Here is a 25901-nt window from a genome sequence, read left to right as displayed (position 1 = left end):
CGGGTGTCAGCGGGGCAGGCCGAGACCTCGGGCGATCAACCCTCGTTGGATGTCGTTGGTGCCGCCGCCGACGACGTACATCACCGACAGCCGGAGGCCATACTCGAAGGCCCCGCCGCCCGGAACCCCGGGAACGTCGGCGGAGAGCGCGGCCTGTGGGCCGAGGATGTCCAGCACCGCCTCACCGAACTCCTCGGCCAGCTCGCCGCCCATGACCCCGGCCATCGGCGCGTGCAGACGGGAGCCGTCACCGCTCGCCTGGATGGCCGAGGCGACCAGGGCGCGGCAGGCCTGCACGCCTACGGCCAGATCGCGCAACCGGGCGCGCCGGGCCGAGCCGCGGAGTCCCACGACCTGCTCCGGATCAGTGCGGACGACGTCCAGGAGATCGTCGAGCTGCCGGTGCAGTGCGGCGGCGATGTTGCCCATCGTGATGCGCTCCCCCGCCAGGGCGTCCGTGATGACCCGCCAGCCGCCGTTGACCTCGCCGACGCGCATGCCGTCGGGCACGCGAACATCGTCGTAGAAGACGGTGCAGGAGATCTCGCCGGACAGGGCCCGGTGTTGCTGGACGGTGATACCCGGGGTGTCCATGGGGATCAGGAAGACAGTGATCCCGGCGTGCCGGGGCTGAGCCTCCGGGTCGGTACGGGTGGCCAGCCAGACCCAGCCGGCGGTGTGCCCGCCGGTGGTCCACAACTTCTGACCGTTGATGACCCAGTCGTCGCCGTCACGCACGGCGCTGGTACGCAGCGAGGCCAGGTCGGAGCCCGCCTCCGGCTCGCTGTAACCGAGGCAGAAGTCGAGCTCGCCGCGGCGGATGAGCGGGAGGAAGGTGTCCGTCTGCGCCTGGGTTCCGTGCTTCAGGATCGACGTGCCAAGCAGCATCACGGCGCCCAGAGCCTTGGCCACGGGGGCGCGATGGTAGGTGGCCTCCTCGTTCAGGATGACCTCCTCGGCAAGAGGCGCGCCACGTCCGCCTGCCTCCGGCGGCCACGCCATGCCGAGCCAGCCGCGCTCGGCGACCTCCCTGGTCAGCTCCTTGTCCACGGCCATCGTGCCCGTCCCGGAGCTGCCCTCGAAGAGCCGCCTGACCTCTGCGCGAAAGGCCTCGGACGCTTCGTCCTGCTCCTTGGCGGGCAGGGTGCCTGTGCCCTCGGCGAGCACGTCCGCGACGTCGCCCGCCACTCGTCCGAACGTTCCCAGCCGGGCAACGTCACCGTGCACGCGGCGGAAGAGCCATGGGGCCTCGTGCTCCTCGAAGTAGCCGATGGCGGCCAGCGTGTGGTGGGCGCCGAGCTGGACACGGGGCGCAGCCGCGCGTGCGTGTTCCACGGCGATCTCAGCGGCGAGAAGGCGATCGTGACCGCCCCGCTCGAAGCTGCGCAGGGCGTCGGCGATCAGCAGGTCGCCCGCGCTCACGTCGATCTGGCAGACGGCGCTGCGTTGCTGGACGGCGCCGAAGGAGCCGATGACCTTGCCGAACTGCCGGCGCTGCTTGGTGTGCTCCAACGCTAGATCGTGCGCGCGGCTCGCGGCGGCCAGGGCGCGGACCGCGAGTTGCAAGCGCAGCAGCACGATCGCCTCGTCGGCGTCCTCAGCCGCGACGTCCGCACGCGCCTCGATCTCGCCCGTCGTCACGTCCGACCAGTCGGGGGCCGCCAATCCGGGAGTCGCCCGCACCTCGGTTAGACGACTCAGTGTCGCGACCCCACCCGCAGGCGGGATGGCGAGCAAGTGGCTGGCCTCGGCGGCGGCGTCGAGGTGCCTGGCACGGCCGTTCTCCCCCGGCACCGCGGCGATGACCCGCATCCGCCCGGCGGTGATCTCCTCGATCACCCGTTCGTCGTGCTGGAACAGCCAGGTGGCCAGATAGGCGTCCAGCAGGGGGAAGGGGCAGGCCACGCGGCCCAGCTCGCGGACCGCCGCGACGGCTGCGGCGAGCGCGCCCTCGGCTCCGAGATCGAACCAGCCTTGGTCGGCTGCGGCGGGCCAGAGCTCGGCGAGTCCTGCACCGCTCGCGGCGCGGGCGTCCGGCCAGGAGCGGGCCAGTGTGCCACGTACGGCTTCGGCGAATGCGGAAACGTCCGCTTCACCTGCCGGCACGGTCTTGATCATGGCGACTTCCCTATTACTGAACGATGTCCGTCTCTTTCACCATATCGGACGGTTAGCGTTCCGCAATAGCGGGTCGGGCCACCCCATTCACTGCGGTGAGCAGGAAGTCGACCAGGCGAGCGGCGAACTCGCCGGGATCGGCGGCCAGCCGCCCGCGCAGGTCCGCTGGAGTGGCCATGACATGCATCATGGCCCCGCCGCAGAGCGTGTCGAGCAGCATCGTCACCGCAGTGTCCGCAGGCAGCTCACCCCGGTCGATGGCCCTTCTGACCAGGGCACGCGCGGCGGATCCCTGCGACGCGCGCAGCGCCTGCCAGGGACCACCGACGGCGGGGATGCCTTCCGCCTCGAGGCCGATGCGCAGGGCCGCGCGGCCCGCGTCGCCGAGATAGAGGCCGAGGATCTGCCGAGCGAGGCCGAGGAGGTCGTCGCGCACGTTGCCGGTGTCGACCTCGGTAACCGGCTTGATCCGTGACGTCAGCGCGTCCAGCAGCAGCGCCTCGCGACTCGGCCAGCGCAGGTAAATCGACGCCTTACCGGTGCCCGAGGCCCGCGCCACGGCCTCGATACTGAACCCCGCCCAGCCGGACTCGCCGAAAAGCGCGATGGCGGCATCCGTAACCTTGCGATCGACGCCGGGATCACGGCGACGGCCTGCAGTGGCCCCCATCCGCCTCGCCTCCTCATATTCCTGAACGCATCCCGTCCAATATAGCCGGGACGTATGGTGGGCGAGAGGCCTGGTGGCGGCGTTCTCGCGGCGGAGGCTTCAGAGAATGACGGGCGCGCCGCCGTTATGCTCGCGTAGGGCAGCGACGACTTCTGCGACGGGTCCGCCACGCGTCTCGGCCTCTCCGGGCCAGACGACGCCGAGCTGAAAATGCAGGTCCGGATCGTTGAGGGGCACGAGCACGAGACCCATCTCCTCCATGATGCGGCCCGACAGAGTGCTCGGCGTGACCAGTGACAGGACGCGCGAGTGCGTGAGGTGCACTGCCAGCTGGACGACATCGCTGTGCGGCAGCTCGCGGATCTGGGTGACTCCACCCTTGCGCAGGTGATCGCGGAGCCCTCTCATCACCAGCGGGTGGACCTTGGGTGAGGTGAGGAGCATCTGCCGGTCGGCGAGATCTCCGAGCGTGAGGTGTGAACGGCCGGCGAGCTGATCGTCGGCACGCATGACGATGGCGAAGCGGTACTCCGCCAGTGCGAGCGAGTCCAGATCGGGGGCGTCCACCGGAAGGTGTACAACGGCGATGTCGAGCTTGTTCGCCGCCAGGAGAGAGAGCAGTCCCGCGGATGGTTCCAGCGTCAACGGCAGCTCGCTCTCGGGGCTCACCTTCTCGAACGTCTGTAGCACCAGATCCAGGATCTGGCTGGGGGCGAGCGGCGTAGCCCCCACCCGCACGGCCACCGGCTCCGAACAGGGCCCGTCCTCCAGGTGGGACAGCGCGTCGAAGCGAGCCAGGACGTCACGGGTGGGGCCGAGCAACGTCCGTCCGAAGGAGGTGAGCTCGACCTGGTGGTAGCGGCGGTCGAACAGGTCTCTGCCGAGTTCCTTCTCCAGGTCGCGGATGCGCCTGCTGAGCGGGGAGGACGTCACGTGCAGCCGCTCGGCGGCACGGCCGAAGTGGAGCTCTTCGGCGACCGCCACGAAGTACCTGAGCTGCTGGATGTCCATCCCGCTCAGGGTAACGGCGGGATCAGGCGATCATGAGGTCGCCGGGCGGAACACGGGGACCGCTTCACCCCCCTCAGGCTGTACGAAGGCCACGCTTACCCGCATGCCGCCGTACACGTCCTCGGGCGCGACATCGGTGATCTGGGCCTGGACCCAAGGCTGCTCGTCAAGCTCGACGACGGCGACCACGGTGGGCCGCAGGCCCTTGGCGTGCACCACAGACCAGCTCACCACCAGTCCCGCCCCGGCTGCGGGCGCCCAGGACAGCTCCGCCGAGGCGCAGTGGAGGCACGTGCGCGCCTGCGGCGCGGAGAAGGCACCGCACTGGCCGCAGTGCCGGATCAGCAGTTCCCCGCGCGCAGTGCCGTCGAAGAATTCGGCGGTGGCCGCGTCACGGTGGACGATTCCCACGGGCATGTCGGGTGTGCTCCTATCGCGCGTGCGGGCTGAGGATGAGGGTGGAGTGATGGTCGAGCACGCCGCCGTTGCCGCTGACCAGCACCATGTCGTTACGCGGGGCCTGGCGCTCGCCGCCCTGGCCACGAGCCTGGATGACGGCCTCCGACAGCGGGGTCATCCCCCACATGTAGTAGGAGGAGAGCTGGCCGCCGCCGGTGTTGACGGCCAGGCTTCCCTCCGGCCCAAGCACCCCGCTGGCGACGAAGGGGCCGCCCTCGCCCTTGGCGCAGAAGCCGTAGTCCTCCAGGGAGATGAGCGCGGTGTAGGTGTAGCAGTCGTACAGCTCGGCGACGTCGATGTCGGCGATCGTCACCCCGGCCATCTTCAGCGCCGTGGGCCCCGACAGGGCGGCGCCGCTGACCAGGCCGAACTCGCTGTCCCGGCCCATGACGTAGCCCGGGTGCGCCTGACCCCAGCCGCGGATGTGCACGGCGGGCTGCGCGAGGTCGGCGGCCCGGTCGGCGGAGGTGACGACGACGGCGACGCCGCCGTTGCTGACCAAGCAGCAGTCGAGCAGGTGGAACGGCTCGGCGATCCACCGGGAGTTCTGGTGGTCATCCAGCGTGATCGGGTCGCGCATCTGGGCGAGAGGGTTCCTGGCGGCCCAGGCACGCTGCGCGACGGCGATGTGGCCCAATTGCTCGCTCGTCGTGCCGTAGTGCTGCATGTGGCGGCGGGCGGCCAGCGCGTACATCGTGTTGGCGCTGTAGATGCCCGAGGCCGCGGCCAGGCCCTGCCAGCCGGTGAGCCGGCGGCCTGCGCCGGCGTAGGCCGAACCGCCGCCGGCCGCCTTGTCCTTCAACGGCGCGTCGGCGAAGACGCAGGCCACGACGTCGGCCATGCCGGACTGCACGGCCATGGCGGCGTACTGCACCATGGCGCCGGCCGACGAGCCGTACGCCTGCACCTCCGACAGCAGGCGCAGGTGGCGCAGCCCGAGGTCGCGCTGGAGGCCGAGGCCGACATCGCCGGTCAAGCCGGTGTTGGTCAACAGGCCGTCCACGTCGTGCAGGGCGAGCCCGGCGTCGGTGACGGCGCGTCGTACGGCGTCGGCGGCGAACTCGGGGGCGGTGCGGCCGTAGACCTTGCCCATCTCGGTGATGCCAAGTCCGGCGATCACAGGCGCTCGGTTCATCGGCCCTCCCACACGGGGACGCGCTTCTCGGCGAAGGCGCGCGGCCCTTCCTTGGCGTCCGCCGACCGCATGACCGCCGCCGTTTCGGCGGCGGTCCGCTCCCAGGCGGCCTGCTCCGACGGAATCGTGCCGTCGGAGACACCGCGCGCGATCCGCTTGCTGGCCTGCACGGCCAGCGGCGCGTTCACGCAGATCTTCCCGGCCAGCTCGAACGCGGCGGTCAGCAGCTCGTGCCGCGGTACCACGCGGTTGATCAGGCCCAGTTCCAGGGCTCGGGCGGCGGGCACCGGCTCGCCGGTCAGCAGGATCTCCATGGCGACCTTGGTCGGCAGGTGCGCGGCCAGCCGGAACGCCCCGCCCGCGCCCGCGATGATGCCGCGCTTGACCTCGGGCAGCCCGAACTGGGCGCTGTCGGCGGCCACCACCAGGTCGGCCCAGAGCGCGATCTCGGTGCCACCGCCGAGGGCGAAGCCGTTGACGGCGGCGATGACTGGCTTGCCAATCGGATGCGTCACGCATCCGGCGAAGCCCCAATGCGGCTTGACGCCCTCGGGAGCGGTGAACTCGCCGCGGGCCACGGCCTTGAGGTCGGCGCCGGCGCAGAACGCCTTGTCCCCGGCGCCCGTCAGGATCACAGCCCGGATCGCGGCGTCGGCGTCGGCTTCATCGAGGGCCTCACCCACGGCGCGGGTCAGCTCCGCGTTCACGGCGTTGCGTACCTCGGGTCGGTTCAATGTGATCAACATAATGTGATCGCGGCGCTCGACCAGTGCGGCGGGCTCACCCATAAATGTCTCCTTCAAATGGTTCGTGGGTCAATGTCGTGATCCCGCTCAACGCTGGGCTGCCACATCTGGACGTCGTCCAGCGGGACAAGCGGCGGTGTCGAGACCGGAAAGCTCACGCTCCGGCCTCGACGGTCGCCTCCTCGAGGACGCCCGCCTCGATGAGGCGCTGCACCTCTGACTCGGCCAAGCCGAGCAGCTTGGCGCCCACCAGCCGGGTGTGCTCGCAGGCGAGGGGAGCCGGTCGCAGTTCGGGATCGGCGATCCCGCGGAAAGTCGCAGGACCGTTCTCCGTGCGCAGCGTGTGCTCGATGTACGGCTGGCGCATCTCCCGCAGGAACCCCCGGGCGATGAGCTGGGGGTCCTCCAGGTACTCGATAACGCGTTGCATCATCCCGGCCGGCGCGCCCGCCGCCTGGAGGCGTTCCATGCACTCCCGAGGCGGGACGGACGTCGTCCACGCGGTCACCGCGGCGTCCACGAGCTCACGGTGGGCACGACGCCCCTCGGACGTGGTCAGCCGTGCGTCGGAGATCAGGTCGGCGCGACCGATGACCTCACACAGGTTGTGCCACTGCTCGTCACCGTCGACGCTGACGACGCACCACTCGTCGTCGCCCGCACACGGGTAGACACCCTGGGGGGCATCCCCTTCGCCGCTGTTGCCGTGGACGGTGAACGAGCCTGGTTCCAGCGACTCGCGCAGGAAGCTCGTGGACAACTGGGTGAGAATGGTCTCGGCCTGGGCGACGCTGACCGTTCCCCCTTCTCCGGTGCGGCGGCGCTCGATCAACGCGGCCACCACGGCGGCCGCGCCGACCCGCGCCGCGACGTGGTCGGGATAGATGGTGATGGCGTCGCAGAAACCGGCCTCGACGTCGGTGTCACGCCAGAGCCCGGTCAGTCCGGTGGAGGCGCGGACGAGCGGGCCGTAGCCCATGCGCCTGCTCCATGGCCCGGTCGAGCCCAATGCACTGCTGTCGGCCATGATGATCCGCGGGTTCAGCTCGCTGATCACGTCGTATCCGAGGCCCAGCGACTCCAGCGTGCCAGGCTTGAAGTTGGACAGGATGACGTCGCAGTCCTTGGCCAGCTGTTTGAAGATCTCCAGGCCCTCAGGAGAACGCAGGTTGATGCCCGCGCTGAGCTTGTTGCGATGGCCCCGGGTGAAGCTGACGCCGATGGTCTCCTTGGTCAGCGACTGGCGGCTGCCGTCCGGGTAGGCGCGGCTCTCGATTTTGATCACTTCGGCGCCCTGGTCGGCGAGCAGCCGGCCGAGTTCCGCGCCGACCACGATGACGCCGAGGTCGAGCACGCGCAAGCCCTTCAGGGGGCGAGCGGGAGTGGCCTCTGCCCTCATGGCAACGGCGGGCACGGGCCGCGGCTTCTCGGCGAAGACCTCCTTGTTGTGCTCCCCTGCCTCGGGGGCCCGGTGCCGGAAGCCGGCCCGTACCCCGTTCAGTTCGACGTACCCGGACGGCACACGTCCGGTGAGCCCGGGTGCCACCTCGGCGTCGAGCAGGCTGCCGCGGGCGAGGAAGTGCAGGCTGTCGAGCACCTCACCGGGGTCGAGCAACGCCGCGATCGGGACGCCGCGCTCCTGACCCTGGGCGACGAGCTCGTCCCTGGTCTTGTCCTTGAACAGTGCCCCGATCAGGGCGTGCAGCCGGTCGGAGTCACCGAACCTGGCGGCCAGCGTGTCGTATCTGGGGTCGGAGAACTCCTTGGGCTCGCCCAGCCAGCCGAACATCCCCCGCCACTGCCGTTTGGCGAGCACACAGATCCGCACGTATCCGTCGGAGCACGGGAAGATCGGATAGAGGTTGCCCGCATACGGGCGACCACGGGGCAGGTCGGTCGCCGGTACGCCACCAGTGGCGGAACCTCCGATGCCGAACCCGGGGTCTAGGACCTGGGCGGTCATCTCGTAGACCGAGCAGTCGACATGGTCGCCGCGCCCCGTGTCGAGCCGGTTCAGGTACGCCAGCAGTCCCGCCCACGCGGCTTGGATGGCCGCCGACTCGTAGGCCAGCGGACCGGGCGGCATGATGGGCTTTCGACCCGGGATGCCGGAACGTGAAAGCACGCCGCCGAGTGCCATGTGCGTCCAGTCGGTCCCGATCCAGTCTCGGTAAGGGCCGGTCTGGCCGAAGTCGGTGATCGAGATGACGACGAGCGCGGGATTGTGCGCGAGCAGCGCGTCCGCGCCGAGTCCAAGCTCGTCGAGGGTGCCGGGCCGCTCGGTCTCTATGAGGAAGTCCGCCCCGGCGACCAGGTCAATGAGGCGGTCGCGGTCCACGGAGTCGTGCACGTCCAGGGTGACGCCGCGTTTGTTGGCGTTGTGCGTCGCGAAGTAAAGGCTCACGCCGTCGTGGATCGGCTCGCGGTGACGAGTCGGCGAGCCACCGGGAGGCTCAACGCGTAGGACGTCCGCTCCGAGGTCTGCGAGGAACCGGCCGCACATCTCGGCCTTTCCGTCGGCCAGGTCGATGACGCGGAGGCCGGCGAGCGGAAGACCCCTGGTTGCGGGCATGGTTGGTCACCTCACTGTGTGAAGAGCGTGAGTACGCCAGACGGACCTGTCCTGCGAGGCAGTGGTCGGGGCGAAGAGCGGTTAACGCGTCGCGCCTGGATTGTTACTGACAGGTTTCAATATTCGGAGCATGCCATGGGCACTTCCGGTCTGAAAACGTCCGAATCAGCAACGTAGTACGCGTCCCACGGAGCAACGTGAGCTCAGGCGACTTGGTTCACCCCCGTATGAGCGCGCTCAGAGACACAGCCCGATGGCGGCCTCGCGGGAAAGGGGCATGGCCGGCCCAGCGGCGCACACCAAAACCGACCGACGCGGGTCACTGACGCCGGCAGCGGCGCAGGTCCGGCTCGGCAACTCCTCCGAGATCCCTTGGCTGCGTTATGCCCTGGCTACATGCCCGTTCGCGACGGGCCGGAAGATCGGCACGCGCCAGCCGTCCCGCACCGGAGAGAAGAGCACCTGAAGTTCCATACCGATGTGTACATCGGCCGGATCGATGTCGATGACGTTGCTGACCAGCCGCGCGCCGGGCGCGTCGGGCAGGTCGACCACGACCGGGACCAAAACGATGTCCGGCAGTCCGGGAAAACCGCGGACGATCGAGTAGCTGAACACGGTGGCCTGGCCGGACAGCTCCACCCAGTTCACGTCGGTGGACTGGCAGTTCGGGCAGAACGGCGTGGGCGGCAAGCGGAACACACCGCACGCGCCACACTTCGGCGCGCTCAGCCGCTCCTCCTTGGCGGCCTGCCAGAACGGCTCGGTGACGGCGCTCATGCCGAGCCGCACGAAGTCTCCGGGCAGGACCTGTGCCTTCACCGCGTTCATGAGTCCCTCCCGAGAATGAGCCCGCTGACGGGCAGCGCCGCCGGTCCTCCGGTCACCAGGGCCAGTTCAGCGCCCTCGACCTGATTGACCGCCGTGCCACGCAACTGCTCGACACCTTCACGCACGTGCGTCATGCCGATGATGTACGCCTCGGACAGCTGCCCGCCGTGCGTGTTGACCGGGATCGAGCCGCCCTTGTACCGGATGGCGCCGCTCTCCACGAACGGGCCGCCCTCGCCCTTGGCGCAGAATCCGTACTCCTCCAACTGCATGATGACCATCGGCGAGAAGTGGTCGTAGATCAGGGCGACGTCGATGTCAGACGGGCCGACCCCGGCGCGCCGGTACAGGTGCTTGGCCACCGAGGCATGCCCCGCGGAGGCGAACGTCTCGTCCGGCATCCCCATCCAGGCGAACGCGCGACCCCAGTCACGACTGCCACCATGCGCGGCCGCGACGACCCGGACGGGCTTCTGCCGCAGATCACGGGCGCGCTCCAGGCTGGTGGTGATGACCGCGACGGCGCCGTCGGTCTCCAGGCAGAAGTCGAACAGGCACAGCGGCTCGGCGATCATGCGCGCGTTGAAGTAGTCGTCGAGCGTCAGCGGCTCACGGTGCAGAGCCGTCGGACGGTTCGCCGCGTTCTCCCGCTGGGACAGCGCGACCTCGGCGAAGGCTTCCCGCCGCGTCCCGTAATTGTGCATGTGCCTGCGGGTGAGGACCGACATCAGGTGGCCGGGCCCAGCTAGGCCGGACGGCTGCAGAAACGAGCCGAGGGGATGCGGCGGGACGGCCGCGAACACCTTCCCGAGCCGCTGCCTGTCCTGTTGCAGGGCCATGACCGTGACGACCACGTTCGCGTCGCCGGCCAGGATCGCCGCCCGAGCCAGGCCTAAGGCTCCAGCCGAGCCGCCGCCACCCGAGGTCAGCGCCGCACTGAAGGTCACCTCGGGGATGCCGAGAGTCTCCATGAACTCGGCGGTGTCCATCATCGCGCCATATCCCGCGCCCGCGCCGGAGTAGTAGGCGAAACCGTCGATCTCCTTCACCGAGAGACCGGCGTCCTCGCAGGCGGCGAGGATCGCCTTGCCCGCCAGCTCGGTGATGGTCTGCGGCATGGACTCGCCGCGCCGGTAGTAGGGTGTCGCGCCCACGCCGGCGACCGCCACCTCTGCCGGGCTCATCTACGGCTCCCGGGCATCATCGCATGAACTCCCATGTTCGATCCTTCGCCGATCTTCACTCGGGCCGGCCGGTATGGAGCGACTGCTACCAGCTACTGGCGTTTCACCGATTAAACTAGACTAAATAGTAGTCTGTTTTAAGGTGAAGACAAGAGCTGGACCATACGCTCCCGATCACGTGCATCGCGAGGGGCCTCGCCCCAGTACCGGCATCACAGCAGTTCCAGGATGGTGGCATTGGCCAGGCCACCGCCCTCGCACATCGTTTGCAGGCCGTAACGCACCCCGTTGTCGCGCATGTGGTGGACGAGGGTGGTCATCAGCCGTGCGCCGCTGCCGCCGAGCGGATGACCCAGCGCGATGGCGCCGCCGTTGACGTTGAGGTTCTTCTCGTCGGCGCCGATGTCGGCCAGCCAGGCCAGCGGCACGGGCGCGAAGGCCTCGTTGACTTCGAAGGCGCCGATATCGTCGATCTTGAGCCCGCTGCGCTCCAGCACCTTCTTGGTGGCGGGAATCGGCGCCGTCAGCATGATGACGGGGTCATCGCCGACGACGACTGCGGTATGAATCCGGGCGAGCGGGGTGAGAGCCATTTCGCGGGCCTTCTCCGACGTCATCATCAGCAGGCCCGCGGAGCCATCGCTGATCTGGGAGCTGTTGCCCGCGTGGATCACACCCTGCTCGCTGAACGCCGGCTTCAGCCCGGCCATCTTCTCCATGGTGCCACCGCGGCGAATGCCCTCGTCCCTGGCGACGACCGTCCCCTCCGGGGTGGCGACCGTGACAATCTGGGCGTCGAAGTGTCCGGCGTCTGCCGCATCGCCCGCCTTGGCGTGTGAGCGGAGGGAGAAGTCGTCCAACTGAGCCCGCGAGAGGCCCCACTTCGCGGCGATGCGCTCGGCACCGATGCCCTGATGTGCCATGGAAACGCCGAAGCGCTCTTTGAACCTCGGGCCCATGGGGTTGCCCCCATGAATACTGCTGCCCATCGGAACCCGCGACATGCTCTCCACGCCGCCCGCGACAACGATGTCATACTGCCCGGCGATCAGGCCGGCCGCCGCGAAGTGCACTGACTGCTGGGACGAGCCACACTGGCGGTCCACGGTCGTGCCGGGTACCGTCTCGGGCCAACCGGCTGACAGCAGGGCGTTGCGGGCGATGTTGATCGCCTGGTCGCCGACCTGGCCCACGCATCCCCACACGACGTCGTCGACCAGCGCGGGATCGATCCCGGCCCGTCCGACGAGGGTCTCCAGGACGAGGGCGGACAGGTCGACGGGGTGCACCTCGGCCAGCCCGCCGGACCTCTTGCCGATCGGGGTCCGCACGGCCTCGACGATGACGGCGTCACGCATTTCCCACTCCTCGGATGGATCGGATCGGCCTCGGCCCGCTCCTATCGATCAGCTCACTCTCGAGGCGCAAGAGCTTCCGTAAATCCGACATATAATTAACTTAATATATGTCTACCAGACGTGCCAGCATCTGGTGAAGGGGGCGCAGTCCGCGGTCATGCGGGTCCGGTGCGAGATAGGGAGACACAGCGACATTGAGCGCGCACGCCGGCGCCTCCTCCGGCCGGTCGTCGACACAGACCTGCGGTCGCAGGCCCAGCGGGAACGACCATCTGCCGTCGGGCCCCCGATGCTCCTTGGTGCGGAACTCACCGACCAGACCGTCCACGCCGAGCGCTTCGGCGAGGCGCCGGGCGTGAGCTGCCCCGCCCGCGCTCCACCAGACCACGAGCGCACCCCGGCTCCTCAAGGACTCCAGGATCGGGCGGGCCAGCGGCCGCAGCGAAGTTCCGGTGAGGGAATCCACCAGGCAGGCGTCCACATCGAAGAACCAGATCTCCCTATCGTCGGCGATCACCGCCCGGTCACGCCGTCGCGGTCGCGCGTCCGTCCGGGACGCCAGAACGCGGCCAGAAGCACCGCCCCACCGACACCACCGAGGCCGGCAGTCAGAACAAGCCCCATCCAGCCGTCCAGTGTCCCGGCACAGCCGAGCGCACCGTCCACCGAGATCGAGCCTGCACCCAGGGCTCCCAGTGCGCAGGCCGCCATGACGATCATCAACACGTACTCGTAGCCCTCGCCGGGCCGGAAGATGAAGAAGCCGTTCCTCACGTGATTGGTCACCATCGCCACGACCATCGTCCCGACGACTCCCGCCGCAGCCAGGGGCGTCAGCACTCCCAGCACCAGGAGTACCCCCGCACCCAATTCCGTTCCCGTGGCCATGAGGGCGTGCAGCCTCCCCGGCCGGAGCCCGATCGACTCGAACCACTCGGCGGTCCCGGAGATCCGGCCTCCTCCGAAGGCGTGGTTCCACCCGTGTGCCAGCACGGTCATGCCGATCGCCAACCGCAGGATCAATGAGGCGAGATCTACACTCACGATGACATCCTCCTCGCACGGGCTCGGCACCGATCCGTAGGTGTACGACGAGGACGAGTCCGGTCCGCTGCCTGGATCGTCATCACATCTGTCCTATTCTTCGGAGGGCCGGTCGGATGGCGGGGCCAGATGGGGTACATCGGGCCGTGCAGCCTGTTTCCGGTATCAGGCGGTGAGGCGCCACAGTTCCTCGGCCACGCGGCGGCGGATGAGCTTGCCCGTCTCGGTCCGGGGCAGATCCGCCATGGTCGCCAGCAGGTCCGGCATCCGAGAGCCGCGCAGGCGTTCGCGCGCCCAGCGGCGGACCTCCTCTACGTCCAGCTCGCGCCCGGCGACCGGCACGATCGCCGCAGCGATGCGGTGGCCCCACTCGTCGTCGGCCAGCCCGACGACCGCGCACTCATCAATGTCGGGGTGGCGAATGAGAACGTCCTCGATCTCGGCGGGAGCAATGTTCTCCCCTCCTCTGATGATCGTGTCGTCCACGCGGCCCTCGATGAACAGGAAGCCCTCCGAGTCGAGCCAGGCCCGGTCGCGGGTGTCGAACCAGCCGTCCAGGCTGGCGGGACGTCCGCGATACTCGCCCGACACCTGCTCGCCGCGCACCCACAGGCCTCCCCGCGCGTATGGGGGGCAGGGCCTGCCGTCGGCGTCACGAATCTCGATCTCGACACCGGGCACCGGACGACCAGCCGAGGAGAGGCGGGCGCGAACAGCCGGGTCGTCGTGGGACACCGCCTCCCGGTGCGTGGCCGGGTCGAGCAGTGCGATGGTGGAGCTGGTCTCAGTGAGCCCGTAGGCGTTGACGAAGCCGGTGTCGGGGAAGAGTTCCAGCGCGCGCTCGATCACGGTCTGCGGGATGCGGGAACCGCCGTAGGCCAGGGTGCGCAGGCTCGGCACGTCGGCCGTGGCGGTCCGGCCGAGATGCTCGACGATCCTGGCCAGCATCGTGGGGACCACCAGTGCGTGCGTGATCTCCTCGTGGCGTACGGCCTCCAGCCATTCGCGCGGTTCGAAGTCAGGCAGATACAAGACCCGTCGCCCCGAGTAGAGGTTGCTCGTCACGTTGGCGACTCCGGCGATGTGGTACGGCGGCACGCTCACCAACGTCGCCTGCGACGGGTCCGCGCCGGCATACTCGACCGTGGCGATCACGTAGGAGACCAGGTGGCGGTGACGCAGGATCGCGGCCTTGGGCTCGGCCGTGGTGCCGCTGGTGTAGAGCAGGACGGCGACGGCATCCGGATCGACCGGCTCGCATTCCCGGCCGGCCATCGCCGCCGTCGTTTCGAGCCACTCGCCAGGGGTGAGATGGTCCGCGGGGAACGGATCATCGGCCATCACCAGCGCCGGCGCGTTCGACTCCAGCATCCGTGTCAGCCGATCTTGGGGCAGACGATAGTTGAGCGGCACGAACGGCACCCCGGCCTTGGCCGCGGCGAACAACGCCACGGGAAACGCCGGGCCGGTCGTAGCGACGTAGATCAGGCAGGAGGAACCCCGCCCACGGATCAGTTCGGCGCCGGCGAGCGCGCGCCGCCTGAGCTCGTCCGCGCTCATGCCACCGGCACGCGGGCCGACCAGCACACGCCCAGGATCCCCTTCGGCGGCCATGTCGAGCAAAAGTCCGAGATCCACTATGCGACTCCTCCTGCCTCGCCGGGAAGCAGCGCCCTCTCTTCCGCCCTCGACAGAGAGGCCCGCTCGCCCGCCACACCGGTGCTCATGGGCATACTCTGAAATTAGAGTAATAAATAATCGCTTTCATTGTCGCTGACGTGGGTCATAGCACCAGCTCAGCGACGGTGCGCAGGATCTTCTCCCCCGAGGCGCCGAGGATGAGCCCGGTCACCCCTGAGGCCTTCCAGACTTCGAGCTGCTCTGCGATCTTCTCGCGCGGGCCGACCAGGGCCAGTTCGTCCACCAGCGTGTCGGGCACCGCGGCCACGGCCTCCTCGCGCCGGCCGGCCAGGAACAGGTCCTGGATCTTCTCCGCCTCGGCCTCGTAGCCGTAGCGCCGGACGAGCCGGTTGTAGAAGTTGCGGCCACGCGCACCCATGCCGCCGACGTAGAACGCGAGGGTGGGGCGAATCTTGTCCCTGCAGGCCGCGACGTCGTCGCCCATCGCCACGAAGACCATCGGCATGATCTCGAACTCCGGCCGGACGGCGTCGAGGGCCTTGCCGTAGACATCTCTGGAGCGGTGCGGGTTCCACAGGTAGGGCAGCAGCCCGTCGGCCACCCGCACGGCCATCTCGACGTTACGCGGCCCGATCGCCGCCAGATGGATCGGCACATCAACCCGTCCGAAGCCAGGCTTGATGGCCTTGCCCAGGCCGCTCGCCCCCTCCCCGTCGTAGGGCAGGCGGAAGTGCTTCCCCGCGAAGCCGACCGGTTCGCCTGCGGTCAGGAAGCGGCGGACGAGTGTGATGTACTCCTCGGCCAGGCCGATCGGGTCGGTGAACGGCCGCCCGTGCCAGCCCTCGACCACCTGGGGGCCTGAGACGCCTAGGCCGAGAACGAATCTGCCGCCGGAGAGTTGGGCGAGCGAGGCGGCGGTCATCGCCGTCATGGCGGGGGTGCGGCCGGGGATCTGCAGGATCGACGATCCGATCCTGATCCGCTCGGTATGGGCTGCGGCCCAGGCCAGCGCGGTGACCGCGTCGCCGCCGTACGCCTCCCCTGCCCACAGGGAGTCGTATCCGAGGGACTCCGCGAGCTTGGCGCGTGTCACGAGGGTGTGCGCGGCGGCCTTGCCCACCACACCGCCAACAGCTGCGCCCAGGCGCATCCGAGCATTCAAGATGCCGCTCCTTTGGTGGCCATGCCTGGCTTAATACAGACTAATGTTATAGCTTTTTTTCGACAGCTTCCAGAGGCAACAAGTGAGCGGAGGCTCGGTGAACACGAAGATCGACAGTGGTACCGGCACGGTCGAGGCCGAGATCACCGATGGCGTCGGCCTCATAGTTCTGAACCGCCCTGAGCGCCGCAACGCGCTGCACCCCGACATGTACGACGCCATCCCCCGCTTGATCGACCGGTTCGACGCGGCCACGGAAGTCGGCTGCATCCTGCTAACCGGCGCGGGCTCCGCCTTCTGCGCGGGAGGCGACGTGCGCGGTGGAGCCGAACGGCGCCGCCCGCCTGAAAGCGGGTCCCAGGACGGCGATCAGGATCCTCGACACTTCGCGCGGATGGTGCTCATGCTCCGCGACAGCCCCAAGATCTCCATCGCGGCGCTACCCGGCCCGGCCGTCGGGGCGGGCGTGGGCCTGGCCTTGGCAGCCGATCTGCGGATCGCCGCGCATTCGGCCAGGTTGATCGGCGGCTGGGGTCGGCTCGCCTTCAGTGGCGACTTCGGCGGCACCTGGTTTCTCACGAGGATGCTCGGTCACGCCCGCGCGCTGGAGTTCCTCCTCGGCGACACGCCTATCGACGCCGAGGCCGCCACCCGGCTCGGCCTGTTCAACCGGGTGGTGCCTGCTGCGGACCTACCTGCCGCGGCTCTCGCGTGGGCGAAGGAGATCGCCGCCGGCCCGAGAGAGGCGTTCGGCCTGATGAAGGAGAATGTCAGGGACGCCCAGCGACTGGACCTTGACCGGGCGCTACCCCTGGAAAGCGCACGGATGGCGCGTTCGGCCCAGACCGATGAGCACCGCCGGGCCGTCAAGCGGTGGCTGGCCGAGATGAACACCCGATCTGCGAAGGGCTCCCAGGCATCAGGTCCGGACACCGGGTGACCTGGAGTCCTCGACTGCTGGTTTTCATGCCAGTCCCAGATCGCCCAGGACACGGCGCGTGTGGCTGCCCGGCGCGGGTCCCCGCGCGCGGGGGCGCCGCGCTCGCGGCGCGGCCGCACATGGCCACCCGCCGGGATCGCCGCATGCGTGTCCGGTCATGTCCTCGGCGGTCGCCGCGCGCGCCGCGACCTCTGCCATCGCGATGTCCACCAGCCAACGCCCCGGACCGCCGAGCAGGGTCAGGCAGGCGGTGGCGGCCACCAGGCCGGTGAGCGGATCCGCCACTGCGTCCGCGCAGAAGAAGGGGACGTCTCCGGTCCAGGCGACCAGCCCGCCGGACACGGCGGCGTCGTCACCGAAGGCGACCCGCTCGCCGTACGGCTCGCGCCTGCCGTACCCGGTGATGGAGATCCAGATCTTCGGCGAGCCGGTCCGGAGCACGTCCTCAGCGTGAATGCCGAGCTGGCGCAGCGCTCGCGGCCGCGAGGCCTCGATCACCACGTCGGCCCGGGAGACGAGGCGGCGCAGCGCTTCCTTCCCCACGCCGGAGCGCAGGTCGAGCCGGACGCTCTCCTTGCCGCCGTTCATGAGGTCGAAGAAGGCCCGGGGTCCTCGGCGGGCTCCGTCCGGCCGAGAGGTGTCCTCGACCTTCACGACGCGGGCGCCGGCCTCGGTGAGGACCTGTCCGCACAACGGGCCCGCCCACAGCGAGGACAGGTCCGCCACCACGAGTTCACCGAGTGCCCGCACCGGCCGCGCCGGGCCGATCCAGGCTGGGCGCACCGGCAGGGCGACCCGTGAGTCGCCTTGCCCCAGCATGGGTGTCCCGGGCGGCGTGGTCTCGCCGAGTCGTGCCACCGGTAGGCCCAGCGTCCTTCCCCAGGCGACGAGTTCGCCGGCGCGGCCGCGGGCCACCTCGGTCCTCACCCGCTCCCACACGTCGCCGGCTGGCGGACCGTCCAGTCCGAGCCAGGCGGGCACGACGTCCAGGTCGTCAGGGCGGGCGAGGGTGACCGCGACCCATCCGTCGGCCGCCCGCAGCAACCGCGTGGCGCCCCCGCAACTGGTCCGGCCCGCCCGGGTGCGGCCGGTGATCGCCGCTCGCTCCCCCAGCAGCGCCATGGCGTCCAGCGAGACGGTGACACCGAGGCCGGACGTGAGACGTTCGACGGCCTCCTGAAGACCCACGACGAAGGGCGGCAGGCTCAGCGGGCCGACCAGCGGCGGACCGTCCGGCAGGCCGGTGAGCGCCATCGCACCGCTTCGCGCCCACGCCTCCACCGCCTCGGTCACGCGCCCGCCTCGCCCGCCCCGTCCACCAGCAGGCCGCGGAGCTCCGTCTTGCGCACTTTTCCCATGGCGGTGCGGGGCAGGTCGTCGACGACCTCCAGACGTTCCGGGACCTTGTGCCGGGCGACGCCGAGACGCGCGAAATGATCTCTGACTCCGGGCAGGTCGATCTCGCCACCCGGCTTGGGGATCACGAAGGCGCAGACCCGCTCGCCCAGGAGCGGATCGGGCTCGGCGCAGACGGCGGCCTCAGCCACGGCGGGGTGACGGGCGAGGAGGTCCTCGACCTCGCGGGAGGCGATGTTCTCCCCGCCGCGGATGATGATGTCCTTCTTGCGATCGGTGATGATGAGATAGCCGTCGTCGTCCACCCTGCCGATGTCTCCCGTACGGAACCAGCCGCCCGGCAGGTACGCGTCCGTGTCGAGCGCCGGGTCACGGTAGCCGGTGAATTGGCGGGGCCCCCGGGTGACGATCTCACCGTGCGCGCCGGGCGCCACGTCGGCGCCGCTCTCGTCGACAAGCCTGACCAGGTTGCCGTCGGCGACGCGGCCGTCCGTGTGGTGCCGTTTGTCCTCGGGGTCGTCAGGGCCGCCCGTGCTGATCAGCGGATGCTCCGTGGAGCCGTACGATCGCCACGAGACGATGCCGGCGCCGCGCGCCCGCGCCATCAGGCTGGGCGGGACACTCGCCGCGCCGGTGAGGAAGCGGGACAGGGTGGAGATGTCGCGCCCGGAACGCTCGGCCTCGTCGAGGAGCGTCGCCAGGAAGAACGGCGTGCCCGCGCTCGATTCCAGCCGGTACTCCTCGATCAGCTCGGCGGCGTGCGCGGCGCTCCACCTGTCCATGACCACGGTGACGCCGCCACGCAGGAGAGGCTGCAGCACGCCGATCACTCCGGCGATGTGACCGGCGGGGAAGGTGGCCAGGGCTCGGCCCGCGGCGACTCCCGGCCGCAGAGCGGCGAGCAGGCTGTTGTGGGTGTGCTGGACGCCCTTGGGGTTCGCGGTCGTGCCAGAGGTGTAGACGAGCAGGCACACCTCGTCGGGATCGGCTACCGGCTGCCGTGCCGGCGACTCGTGATCCAGTGGGCCGTCGTGCTCGCCGAGCATGATCACGTGCTCCACGCCGAGGCCGCGAGCCCGGGCGGCGTAGTCCACGCCGCGCCACTCCCCCGGCACGCACAGGACCCGGGCCCGGCTCTCGGCCAGGATGAACGCCAGTTCGTGCCGTCCCAGCGAGGTGACCAAAGGCAGCACGACGGCGCCGGCCAACCAGGCCGCCGCCATGACGATCACGCTGTCGGGTGAGGCCGGCGCCTGGATGGCCACCACGTCACCCTTACCGATCCCGAGGTTGGTCAGACCTCCGGCCGCCCTGGTGGCCGCGGCCACCACGTCACCAGCCTCCATCGTGACGCGCCGGTCACGGGCGGCGAAGACGAGGCGGCCGCCGGTGCCGCGGCGCAGCTCCTCGGCCAGGTCGGCGGTGCCGTACCGGCCTTCGGCGTACCAGCGGCGGCGGAGCGCCTCTCGCTCCTCCGGTGTGATCACCGGAACTCCGGCGGCTTGCCGGCGCGCGGCTGAGGAGCACCACGGGGGTAGTCGTTGCCGAGGTGAGTGTAGGCCATGCCGTTCTGCAACGCCATCTGGCGGGTCATGTCCAGAGACTCCCAGATCGCCCTGACCGTGCCCTGGACCGGCTTGGTGGGGCGGGCGGCGATCGAGGCGGCGAGGGCCTGCGCCCGCCCCCACAGGTCCTCCCGCGCAACGACCTCGGTCACCAGACCGAGCCGCAGCGCCGTCTGCGCGGTGATGCGTTCCTCGGTGCCCATCAGCGCCCAGCGCAGCACGTCGCCGAGCGGCACACCCCGGGCCAGCATGCCGATCGGCTCCAGCGCCGAGGTGATGCCGCCGTTCATGTGCGGGTCGAAGAAGACCGCGTCGTCGGAGCAGATGACGATGTCGGCCTCGTTGATGAAGTACTGTCCCCCGCCCGCGCACAGACCGTGGACCGCCGCGACCACCGGCTTCCACACCTTGTGGTGCTGCTTCGGCGAGAGGGCGGCCCCAGGGTCGACGCTGTTCCACACGTTGGAGCTCAAGACCCAGCTCGCGTCCGACTTGATGTCGATGCCGGTGCTGAAGGCCCGTTCGCCCGCGGCCCGCAGGACGGCGACGTGGACGCCGTCGTCGTCACGGACGGTCCGCCACGCCCAGGTCATCTCCTCGGCCATCCGGGCGGTGAAGCTGTTGAGAGCCTCGGGCCGGTTGAGTGTGATGGTCGCGACGCGGTCGTCGCCGACCTCGAAAAGTATGGTCTCGGTCTCCATCCAGGCCCATCCCTCGGCAGAATCCGGACTGCTGAACTTAGCGATCACCGGCTGAGTTCGCGATGCCGCACCATCATCGACAGCGCCCTGCGCTGGAGTTCGTCCGGCGGCTCGGGCAGCGGCACCGGGCCGTGCTCACGGCTGGGCAGCAGCACGGTGGCCGAGGCCGGCGCGGTGACCTGGCCCCGCTGGTTGGTCGCCCGGAACTCGATGTCGACCTCGCCCCTGCCATCGGTGAACCGCATGGCCACGACCTCGCCGCTGATCACGTGCGCGTCGCCGACGTAGTTGAACTTGCGCATCTCGTCGTGCTGCCTGAGGATCCACCCCTCGTCCCCGATCCAGTCGGTCAGGAAGTGGGTCAGCCAGCACTCCCGCATGACCGCGTAGTCGTAGGCCATCGGGTTGCCGATCGACTGTGCCCAGTCGTTCTCCCAGTGCAGACGCTGTGCCACGTCGGGGATGCCGGCCGCGTTGTCGATGTAGAACTTCGGGATGCGCCGCCGGTTCTGGTAGCCGAGGCGGGAGGCGGAGATGTTGTAGGGCGCGAAGCCGTACCCTCCGGCGTGGAAGCAGATGATCTCGGTCAGCGTCAGTGGGCCCTTGGCCATCTTCGGCAGTTCCTCGCCAACCTCGACGTCCTCGAAGTAGCGCGGCTCGGTACCTCTGGGCTTCTCTGCGGCGTAGATGGCGTCGTGCTCGGCGATCTGCTCGGGAGTGTACGTGGCCGGCTCGATGGCCATGTACTTGCCGCGCTCGCGCGACTTCTTGCGCTCGGTCGCGATGAGGATGGTCCTGGAGACGGAGACGACCTCGGCGCGCTGGTTCATCCGCACCTGCCGGGACACCCGGATCACCGAGCGGCCCGCGAACTCCGAGCGCTTCTCCTGCACGGACTCCAGCCCGCCGAAGGAGTACAGCTCATCGCCCGGATACACCGGCCGGTGCCACTCGGTGGACTGGCCGGAGACGAACAGGTGGACGCCGGAGAACAGGCCCTTGGTCGCCTTTCTCACGTCCTCGGGCAACCGGTCGCCGAGCAGCGGCGTGGCCAGGGCGATCCCGATCATCGGAGGCGCGATCTGGCCACCCCACCGGGTGGTGCGTCCGTAGTCGGGATCGCAGAACAGCGGGTTGTCGTCGCCGTACCCACGCGCGAAGTTCCGCAGGCCGTCGGCTCCCGCCACCGAGTAGAACTCCCGCACCCCGTGTGCCTGGTCCAGGCCGATCAGCAGCTTGGAGCGTTCGATGTCCTCGTCTTTGATCTCGTAGTCGAACTCACGCGCGGTCTCCGTCACGGCGCCTCCTCATGCGTGTGCTCTGGTGTGGACGCTGAAGCTATTAGTAGAGTAAATATATGTCTAATTTATTCGCGTCCGCCAGACCCGAGACGGGGGCCGGTCGATGAAGCATCCGTGGGACAGACGCCTGGGTGTGTGGAGCATCGCGGAGGAGCATCCCGGCCTCGCGGCGATCATCGCCTGCCCGGCGGGCGAGTCACTCACCTTCGCCGAACTGGCCGGCAGAGCCCATCGGATCGTCCATGCCATGCGCTCGCTCGGCCTCTCCCACGGCGACGCGATAGCAGTGGCGCTGCCCAACGACGTGGACATCGTGCTGTGGCAGCTCGCGGCCTCCGAGGCAGGCTGGCGGCACATCTCACTCAGCCCCATGTCCTCGGCCGAGGAGGTGACCGCGATCGTCGCGCACGCCGAGGCGGCCGCGCTCGTCGTCCACGTGGAGTACGCGGCGAGGGCCGGCGCCGCGGACGGTCCGCCGATCCGCGTCAGCGTCGGTGGGCCGATACCGGGGTTCATTCCACAGGAGGAGGTGCTGGACGGCCACCCCTTCTCCGCTCCCCCGGACCGGCGGTACGGCATGCCGCTGGTCTACACCTCGGGCACGACCGGCAAACCGAAGGCGATCGCGCGTTCGATGCCGGACGCCGATCCCTCCGACGTGGCGGACGCCATGAAGACTTTCGGGCACGCCTTCAGGTTCGAGCCGCTGACCGGCGCGCACCTCGTCTCCGCCGGCATGCACCACGCCGGCTGCCAGAGCTTCTACATGGGCGCTCTGCATGTCGGCCAGGGCCTGGTGATCATGCGCAAGTTCGATCCCGAGGAGACGCTCCGCCTCATCGAGAAGCATCGGATCACCACCGGCTACATGGTGCCCACGCAGTTCGTCCGCCTGCTCCGGCTGCCGGAGGAGGTCCGCGCCCGCTACGACCACTCCAGCCTGCGGACCGTCGCACACTCCGCCGCGCCTTGCCCCATGGAGATCAAGAAGCAGATGATGGCCTGGTGGGGGCCGGTCATCTGGGAAACCTACGGCGGCACCGAGGGAGCCGCCACCATCGCCAAGCCACACCGCTGGCTGGCCAAGCCCGGCACCGTGGGCCGGCCCATCAGGGGCATGGCCATCAAGATTCTTGACGAAGACGGCGCCGAGCTGGGCCCGGGTGAGATCGGCAGCGTCTACCTCGAATCGGCGGGCCCGAAGTTCTCCTACCTTCGCGACCCCGAGCAGACCGCGGCCGTCTACAAGGGATCGGCCTTCACCATCGGCGACGTCGGCTACCTCGACGAGGACGGCTACCTGTTCATCGTCGACCGCATCAAGGACATGATCATCACCGGGGGCGTCAACGTCTATCCGGCCGAGGTGGAGGCGGTGATCCTCGGCCACTCCGCCGTCCAGGACGCCGCCGTCGTCGGAGCTCCCGATCTCGAATGGGGTGAGCGGGTGCATGCGGTCGTCCAGCTCTCCAACGGCGGCGAACCCTCCGACGAGCTGGCCTCCGAGCTCATCGCCTACTGTCGCGACAGGCTGGCGAGCTTCAAGTGTCCCCGGGTGGTGGAGTTCAGGGACACGCTGCCCCGGACCGAGACGGGCAAGCTCTACAAACGTCTGCTCCGCGACGAACTGTGGGCCGGCACCGACCGGCGGGTCTGACTCGTGCTGTCGGTGTCCGACCTCGCCGGACGTCCCGGGGCCGAGCTCGAACTCGACGGTGCGGGACGGCCGGCCCGGCCGCTGCTGCTGGTGGATCTCGACTCCGGTGTGGACGCCCCGCACGCGGTCATCGAGACGGCGGCCCTGGCGGCGAGCCAGGGACTCCCACTGATGGTGGGCCTGGCGACGACCCGGCCGCCAGACCCGCTGCGGTCCCTGCTGCGCGCGCTCACGGTGTCGCTCGTCGTGGCGGATGAACGACAGGCGCTCCCCCGGGAGTGCGTCGGCGTGCCCGACCTCACCGCGGCCGCCGGGCGGATCCACTGCGCGATCCGCCAAGCACCGGGCGCTGCTCTAGCGCTGAACCGCCTGCTCAGACAGACGGCGCAATTGGACGTCCGATCCGGGCTGGCCGCCGAGGCCGCGGTCTACTCGATGCTCCTGGGCGGTCCCGAGTTCCCCCGGCTGCTGGCGGCGCGCGTCCGCCGCACCCCGCGCCCCGATCAGGACGAGCAGCGAGTACGGCTCACGCGCGAGCACGAGCGACTGATGATCACCCTGGACCGCCCGCACCGGCGCAACGCCATGGACGCCCGGATGCGCGAGGATCTCGTGGCGGCGCTGGAGGTCGCCCTGCTCGACGACGGGATCAAGGAGGTGGAACTCAGAGGGGTGGGGCCGGGCTTCTGCAGCGGCGGCGACCTGGACGAGTTCGGGACCGCCACTGACTACGTCGCCGCCTACCTGGTCCGCCTGGAACGCAATCCCGGCTGGCTCGTCCACCTCCTGAGCGACCGTGTCCACGCCCGCCTGCACGGCGCCTGCATCGGCGCCGGGCTGGAGATACCGCTGTTCGCCCAGCACGTCAGCGCAGCGCCGGAGTCGTTCTTCATGCTGCCCGAGGTGGCGATGGGTCTCGTTCCGGGGGCGGGCGGCACCGTCAGTGTCCCCCAGCGCATAGGCCGCTGGCGGGCCGCGTGGATGGCGCTGACGGGAGCACGTGTCGGCACCTCCCGCGCCCTCGCCTGGGGCCTGGTCGACGCCGTCGAACGGACGCCGGCGTGGTGACGCCGGACCTGGTCCTGCGCGACGTCGAGATCGAGGGCCGCGGCCGAAGTGACTGCCGGATACGGCGGCGCGAGGTCCAGGCCGTACACGCCCGATTGCCTTCCCGGGCCGGCGATCTGGTGGTCGACGGCGGCGGCGGCGCCCTGCTGCCCGGCCTCACCGACCACCACCTGCACCTGCTGGCCACGGCGGCCGCGCTGGAGTCCGTACAGCTGGACGAGCGGCATGGCGTCGGTGCCATCGCCCGCGCCTCCGCACGGCACGACGGCTGGATCAGGGCGCTCGGATACGACGAGGTGAGACACGGCGCGGTGGACCGGGCGACGCTCGACCGCGTGCAGCCACACGTCCCCGTGCGACTGCAGCACCGCGGCGGCTCGCTGTGGGTCGTCAACACCGCCGGTCTGCGCCGCCTCGGGCTGGACACCGGCCCCCTGGTCGAGGGAGTGGAACGCGACCAGGAGGGGCGCCCGACCGGCCGGCTGTGGCGGGCCGACGCGCTGCTGGCCGACCGCCTGCCACCCCACGAACCCGACCTGGCGGCGGTCGGCGCGGCTCTGGCCTCCTACGGCGTCACCTCCGTCACCGAGGCGACCCCCGAATTACGGGAAGGCGGCGTCGACCGCATCGTGCGAGCCATGTCCGACGGGCGGCTGCCCCAGCATGTGACGTTCCTGGGCGTGCGCGACCTGCCCGGGAGCGCCACACGGGCAGCACTCGGCCCGTGGAAGATCGTGATCGGCGATCACGATCTGCCGGCTCTCGATCACCTGATCCAGGACGTGCGGGAGTCTCACCAGGCCCTGCGGTCCGTGGCTCTGCACTGCGTCACGCGGGAGGCGCTCGCCCTGACGATCGCCGCACTCGGCGAGGCCGGGGTGCTGGCCGGTGACCGGGTCGAGCACTGCGCGGTCGCGGACGACGACGCCGTCGCCTTCCTCGCCCGCCATGGCGTCACGGTTGTCACGCAGCCGACCCTGCCCGCCCGCCGGGGCGACGACTATCGTCACCGCTGTGACAGGGCGGATCTGCCCGATCTGTGGCGGTACGCAAGCCTGCTGCGGGCGGGTGTGCGCGTGGCGCCGAGCAGCGACGCCCCCTACGGCGAGCTGAGTCCGTGGAAGGCGATGGCGGACGCACGCGACCGCCGCACGCCGTCGGGGTTCGTGCTCGGCCCCGACGAACGGGTCGCTCCGGGCCGCGTCCTCGGCGGCGCGCTCTCGCACCCGCTCTCCCCCGGCGGGCCCGCCATCCGTGTCACGCTGGGCAGCCCCGCCGACCTGGTGTTGCTGCGGCAACCGCTGGCGGAGGCACTGGCCGATCCGTCCGCGGTGTCGGTCGCGCTCACCGTGATCGACGGGAAGGTCGTCTACGCAGGGTGA

General features: G+C 69.8%; 22 protein-coding genes. 4 read left to right on the top strand and 18 right to left on the bottom strand.

Features of this window, described 5'->3' with window-relative positions; translation table 11 throughout:
- Positions 1–6 precede the first annotated feature (6 nt).
- The 14 genes from ACWD0F_RS38630 to ACWD0F_RS38565 all read right to left on the bottom strand — a co-directional run bounded on the left by ACWD0F_RS38630 (position 7) and on the right by ACWD0F_RS38565 (position 15931).
- Entirely contained in the window at positions 7–2118 is a 2112-nt protein-coding gene (locus tag ACWD0F_RS38630) for an acyl-CoA dehydrogenase family protein (protein WP_449885400.1), read from the bottom strand.
- Positions 2119–2170: 52 nt separating this feature from the next.
- Positions 2171–2788 (bottom strand): TetR/AcrR family transcriptional regulator, encoded by a 618-nt coding sequence (locus ACWD0F_RS38625; protein ID WP_449885398.1) that lies wholly within the window; start codon positions 2786–2788, stop codon positions 2171–2173.
- A 99-nt stretch (positions 2789–2887) separates the two neighbouring features.
- Positions 2888–3799 carry a LysR family transcriptional regulator gene (locus ACWD0F_RS38620; RefSeq protein WP_449885396.1) on the bottom strand — a complete coding sequence of 304 codons (912 nt, stop codon included), beginning with the start codon at positions 3797–3799 and terminating at the stop codon, positions 2888–2890.
- A 30-nt stretch (positions 3800–3829) separates the two neighbouring features.
- Positions 3830–4216 (bottom strand): Zn-ribbon domain-containing OB-fold protein, encoded by a 387-nt coding sequence (locus ACWD0F_RS38615; RefSeq protein ID WP_449885393.1) that lies wholly within the window; start codon positions 4214–4216, stop codon positions 3830–3832.
- Between the two features lie 13 nt (positions 4217–4229).
- A complete protein-coding gene (locus ACWD0F_RS38610) occupies positions 4230–5393 on the bottom strand; it encodes a thiolase family protein (RefSeq protein ID WP_449885390.1) in 1164 nt (387 codons plus the stop codon).
- The gene (locus ACWD0F_RS38605) at positions 5390–6139 is read right to left on the bottom strand and encodes an enoyl-CoA hydratase-related protein (RefSeq protein ID WP_449885388.1); all 750 of its coding nucleotides are present in this window, start codon (positions 6137–6139) and stop codon (positions 5390–5392) included. Before ACWD0F_RS38605 ends, ACWD0F_RS38610 begins: the two co-directional genes overlap by 4 nt.
- A 154-nt stretch (positions 6140–6293) precedes the next feature.
- The gene (locus ACWD0F_RS38600) at positions 6294–8711 is read right to left on the bottom strand and encodes a CaiB/BaiF CoA transferase family protein (protein ID WP_449885385.1); all 2418 of its coding nucleotides are present in this window, start codon (positions 8709–8711) and stop codon (positions 6294–6296) included.
- Between the two features lie 381 nt (positions 8712–9092).
- Entirely contained in the window at positions 9093–9542 is a 450-nt protein-coding gene (locus ACWD0F_RS38595; RefSeq protein ID WP_449885382.1) for a Zn-ribbon domain-containing OB-fold protein, read from the bottom strand.
- Positions 9539–10726 (bottom strand): thiolase C-terminal domain-containing protein, encoded by a 1188-nt coding sequence (locus ACWD0F_RS38590; protein WP_449885379.1) that lies wholly within the window; start codon positions 10724–10726, stop codon positions 9539–9541. Before ACWD0F_RS38590 ends, ACWD0F_RS38595 begins: the two co-directional genes overlap by 4 nt.
- Positions 10727–10938: 212 nt before the next feature.
- Positions 10939–12084, bottom strand: a complete 1146-nt coding sequence (locus ACWD0F_RS38585) for a thiolase family protein (protein WP_449885377.1) — start codon at positions 12082–12084, stop codon at positions 10939–10941.
- 100 nt (positions 12085–12184) lie between these two features.
- A complete protein-coding gene (locus ACWD0F_RS38580) occupies positions 12185–12601 on the bottom strand; it encodes a hypothetical protein (protein WP_449885375.1) in 417 nt (138 codons plus the stop codon).
- Positions 12598–13128 (bottom strand): DoxX family protein, encoded by a 531-nt coding sequence (locus ACWD0F_RS38575; protein WP_449885373.1) that lies wholly within the window; start codon positions 13126–13128, stop codon positions 12598–12600. The genes ACWD0F_RS38580 and ACWD0F_RS38575 overlap by 4 nt, the downstream gene beginning before the upstream one ends.
- A 165-nt stretch (positions 13129–13293) precedes the next feature.
- Positions 13294–14766 (bottom strand): class I adenylate-forming enzyme family protein, encoded by a 1473-nt coding sequence (locus tag ACWD0F_RS38570; protein ID WP_449885371.1) that lies wholly within the window; start codon positions 14764–14766, stop codon positions 13294–13296.
- 145 nt (positions 14767–14911) lie between these two features.
- A complete protein-coding gene (locus ACWD0F_RS38565; protein WP_449885369.1) occupies positions 14912–15931 on the bottom strand; it encodes an LLM class F420-dependent oxidoreductase in 1020 nt (339 codons plus the stop codon).
- A gap of 97 nt (positions 15932–16028) precedes the next feature.
- On the opposite strand from ACWD0F_RS38565, the gene ACWD0F_RS38560 reads away from it, so the two are divergent.
- Positions 16029–16871 carry an enoyl-CoA hydratase/isomerase family protein gene (locus ACWD0F_RS38560; protein ID WP_449885366.1) on the top strand — a complete coding sequence of 281 codons (843 nt, stop codon included), beginning with the start codon at positions 16029–16031 and terminating at the stop codon, positions 16869–16871.
- A 24-nt stretch (positions 16872–16895) separates the two neighbouring features.
- Here the strand turns inward: ACWD0F_RS38560 and ACWD0F_RS38555 are convergent, their stop codons facing one another.
- The 4 genes from ACWD0F_RS38555 to ACWD0F_RS38540 are packed head-to-tail and all read right to left on the bottom strand — an operon-like array spanning position 16896 to position 21791.
- A complete protein-coding gene (locus ACWD0F_RS38555) occupies positions 16896–18164 on the bottom strand; it encodes a CoA transferase (protein ID WP_449885363.1) in 1269 nt (422 codons plus the stop codon).
- Positions 18161–19714 (bottom strand): AMP-binding protein, encoded by a 1554-nt coding sequence (locus tag ACWD0F_RS38550; RefSeq protein ID WP_449885361.1) that lies wholly within the window; start codon positions 19712–19714, stop codon positions 18161–18163. The genes ACWD0F_RS38555 and ACWD0F_RS38550 overlap by 4 nt, the downstream gene beginning before the upstream one ends.
- The gene (locus ACWD0F_RS38545; protein ID WP_449885358.1) at positions 19711–20493 is read right to left on the bottom strand and encodes an enoyl-CoA hydratase/isomerase family protein; all 783 of its coding nucleotides are present in this window, start codon (positions 20491–20493) and stop codon (positions 19711–19713) included. Before ACWD0F_RS38545 ends, ACWD0F_RS38550 begins: the two co-directional genes overlap by 4 nt.
- Before the next feature lie 44 nt (positions 20494–20537).
- Positions 20538–21791: an FAS1-like dehydratase domain-containing protein gene (locus ACWD0F_RS38540; protein ID WP_449885355.1), complete on the bottom strand. Its 1254-nt coding sequence runs from the start codon at positions 21789–21791 to the stop codon at positions 20538–20540.
- Positions 21792–21897: 106 nt separating this feature from the next.
- Here ACWD0F_RS38540 and ACWD0F_RS38535 point away from each other — a divergent pair, with 106 nt between their 5' ends.
- The 3 genes from ACWD0F_RS38535 to ACWD0F_RS38525 are packed head-to-tail and all read left to right on the top strand — an operon-like array spanning position 21898 to position 25901.
- The gene (locus ACWD0F_RS38535) at positions 21898–23451 is read left to right on the top strand and encodes an AMP-binding protein (protein ID WP_449885352.1); all 1554 of its coding nucleotides are present in this window, start codon (positions 21898–21900) and stop codon (positions 23449–23451) included.
- A 3-nt stretch (positions 23452–23454) separates the two neighbouring features.
- Positions 23455–24519 (top strand): enoyl-CoA hydratase/isomerase family protein, encoded by a 1065-nt coding sequence (locus tag ACWD0F_RS38530; protein WP_449885349.1) that lies wholly within the window; start codon positions 23455–23457, stop codon positions 24517–24519.
- Positions 24513–25901 (top strand): amidohydrolase family protein, encoded by a 1389-nt coding sequence (locus ACWD0F_RS38525; RefSeq protein ID WP_449885346.1) that lies wholly within the window; start codon positions 24513–24515, stop codon positions 25899–25901. The genes ACWD0F_RS38530 and ACWD0F_RS38525 overlap by 7 nt, the downstream gene beginning before the upstream one ends.

It is taken from the genome of Nonomuraea sp. NPDC002799 (genome assembly GCF_053592075.1).
This window is presented reverse-complemented; position numbering and strand designations above follow the sequence as displayed.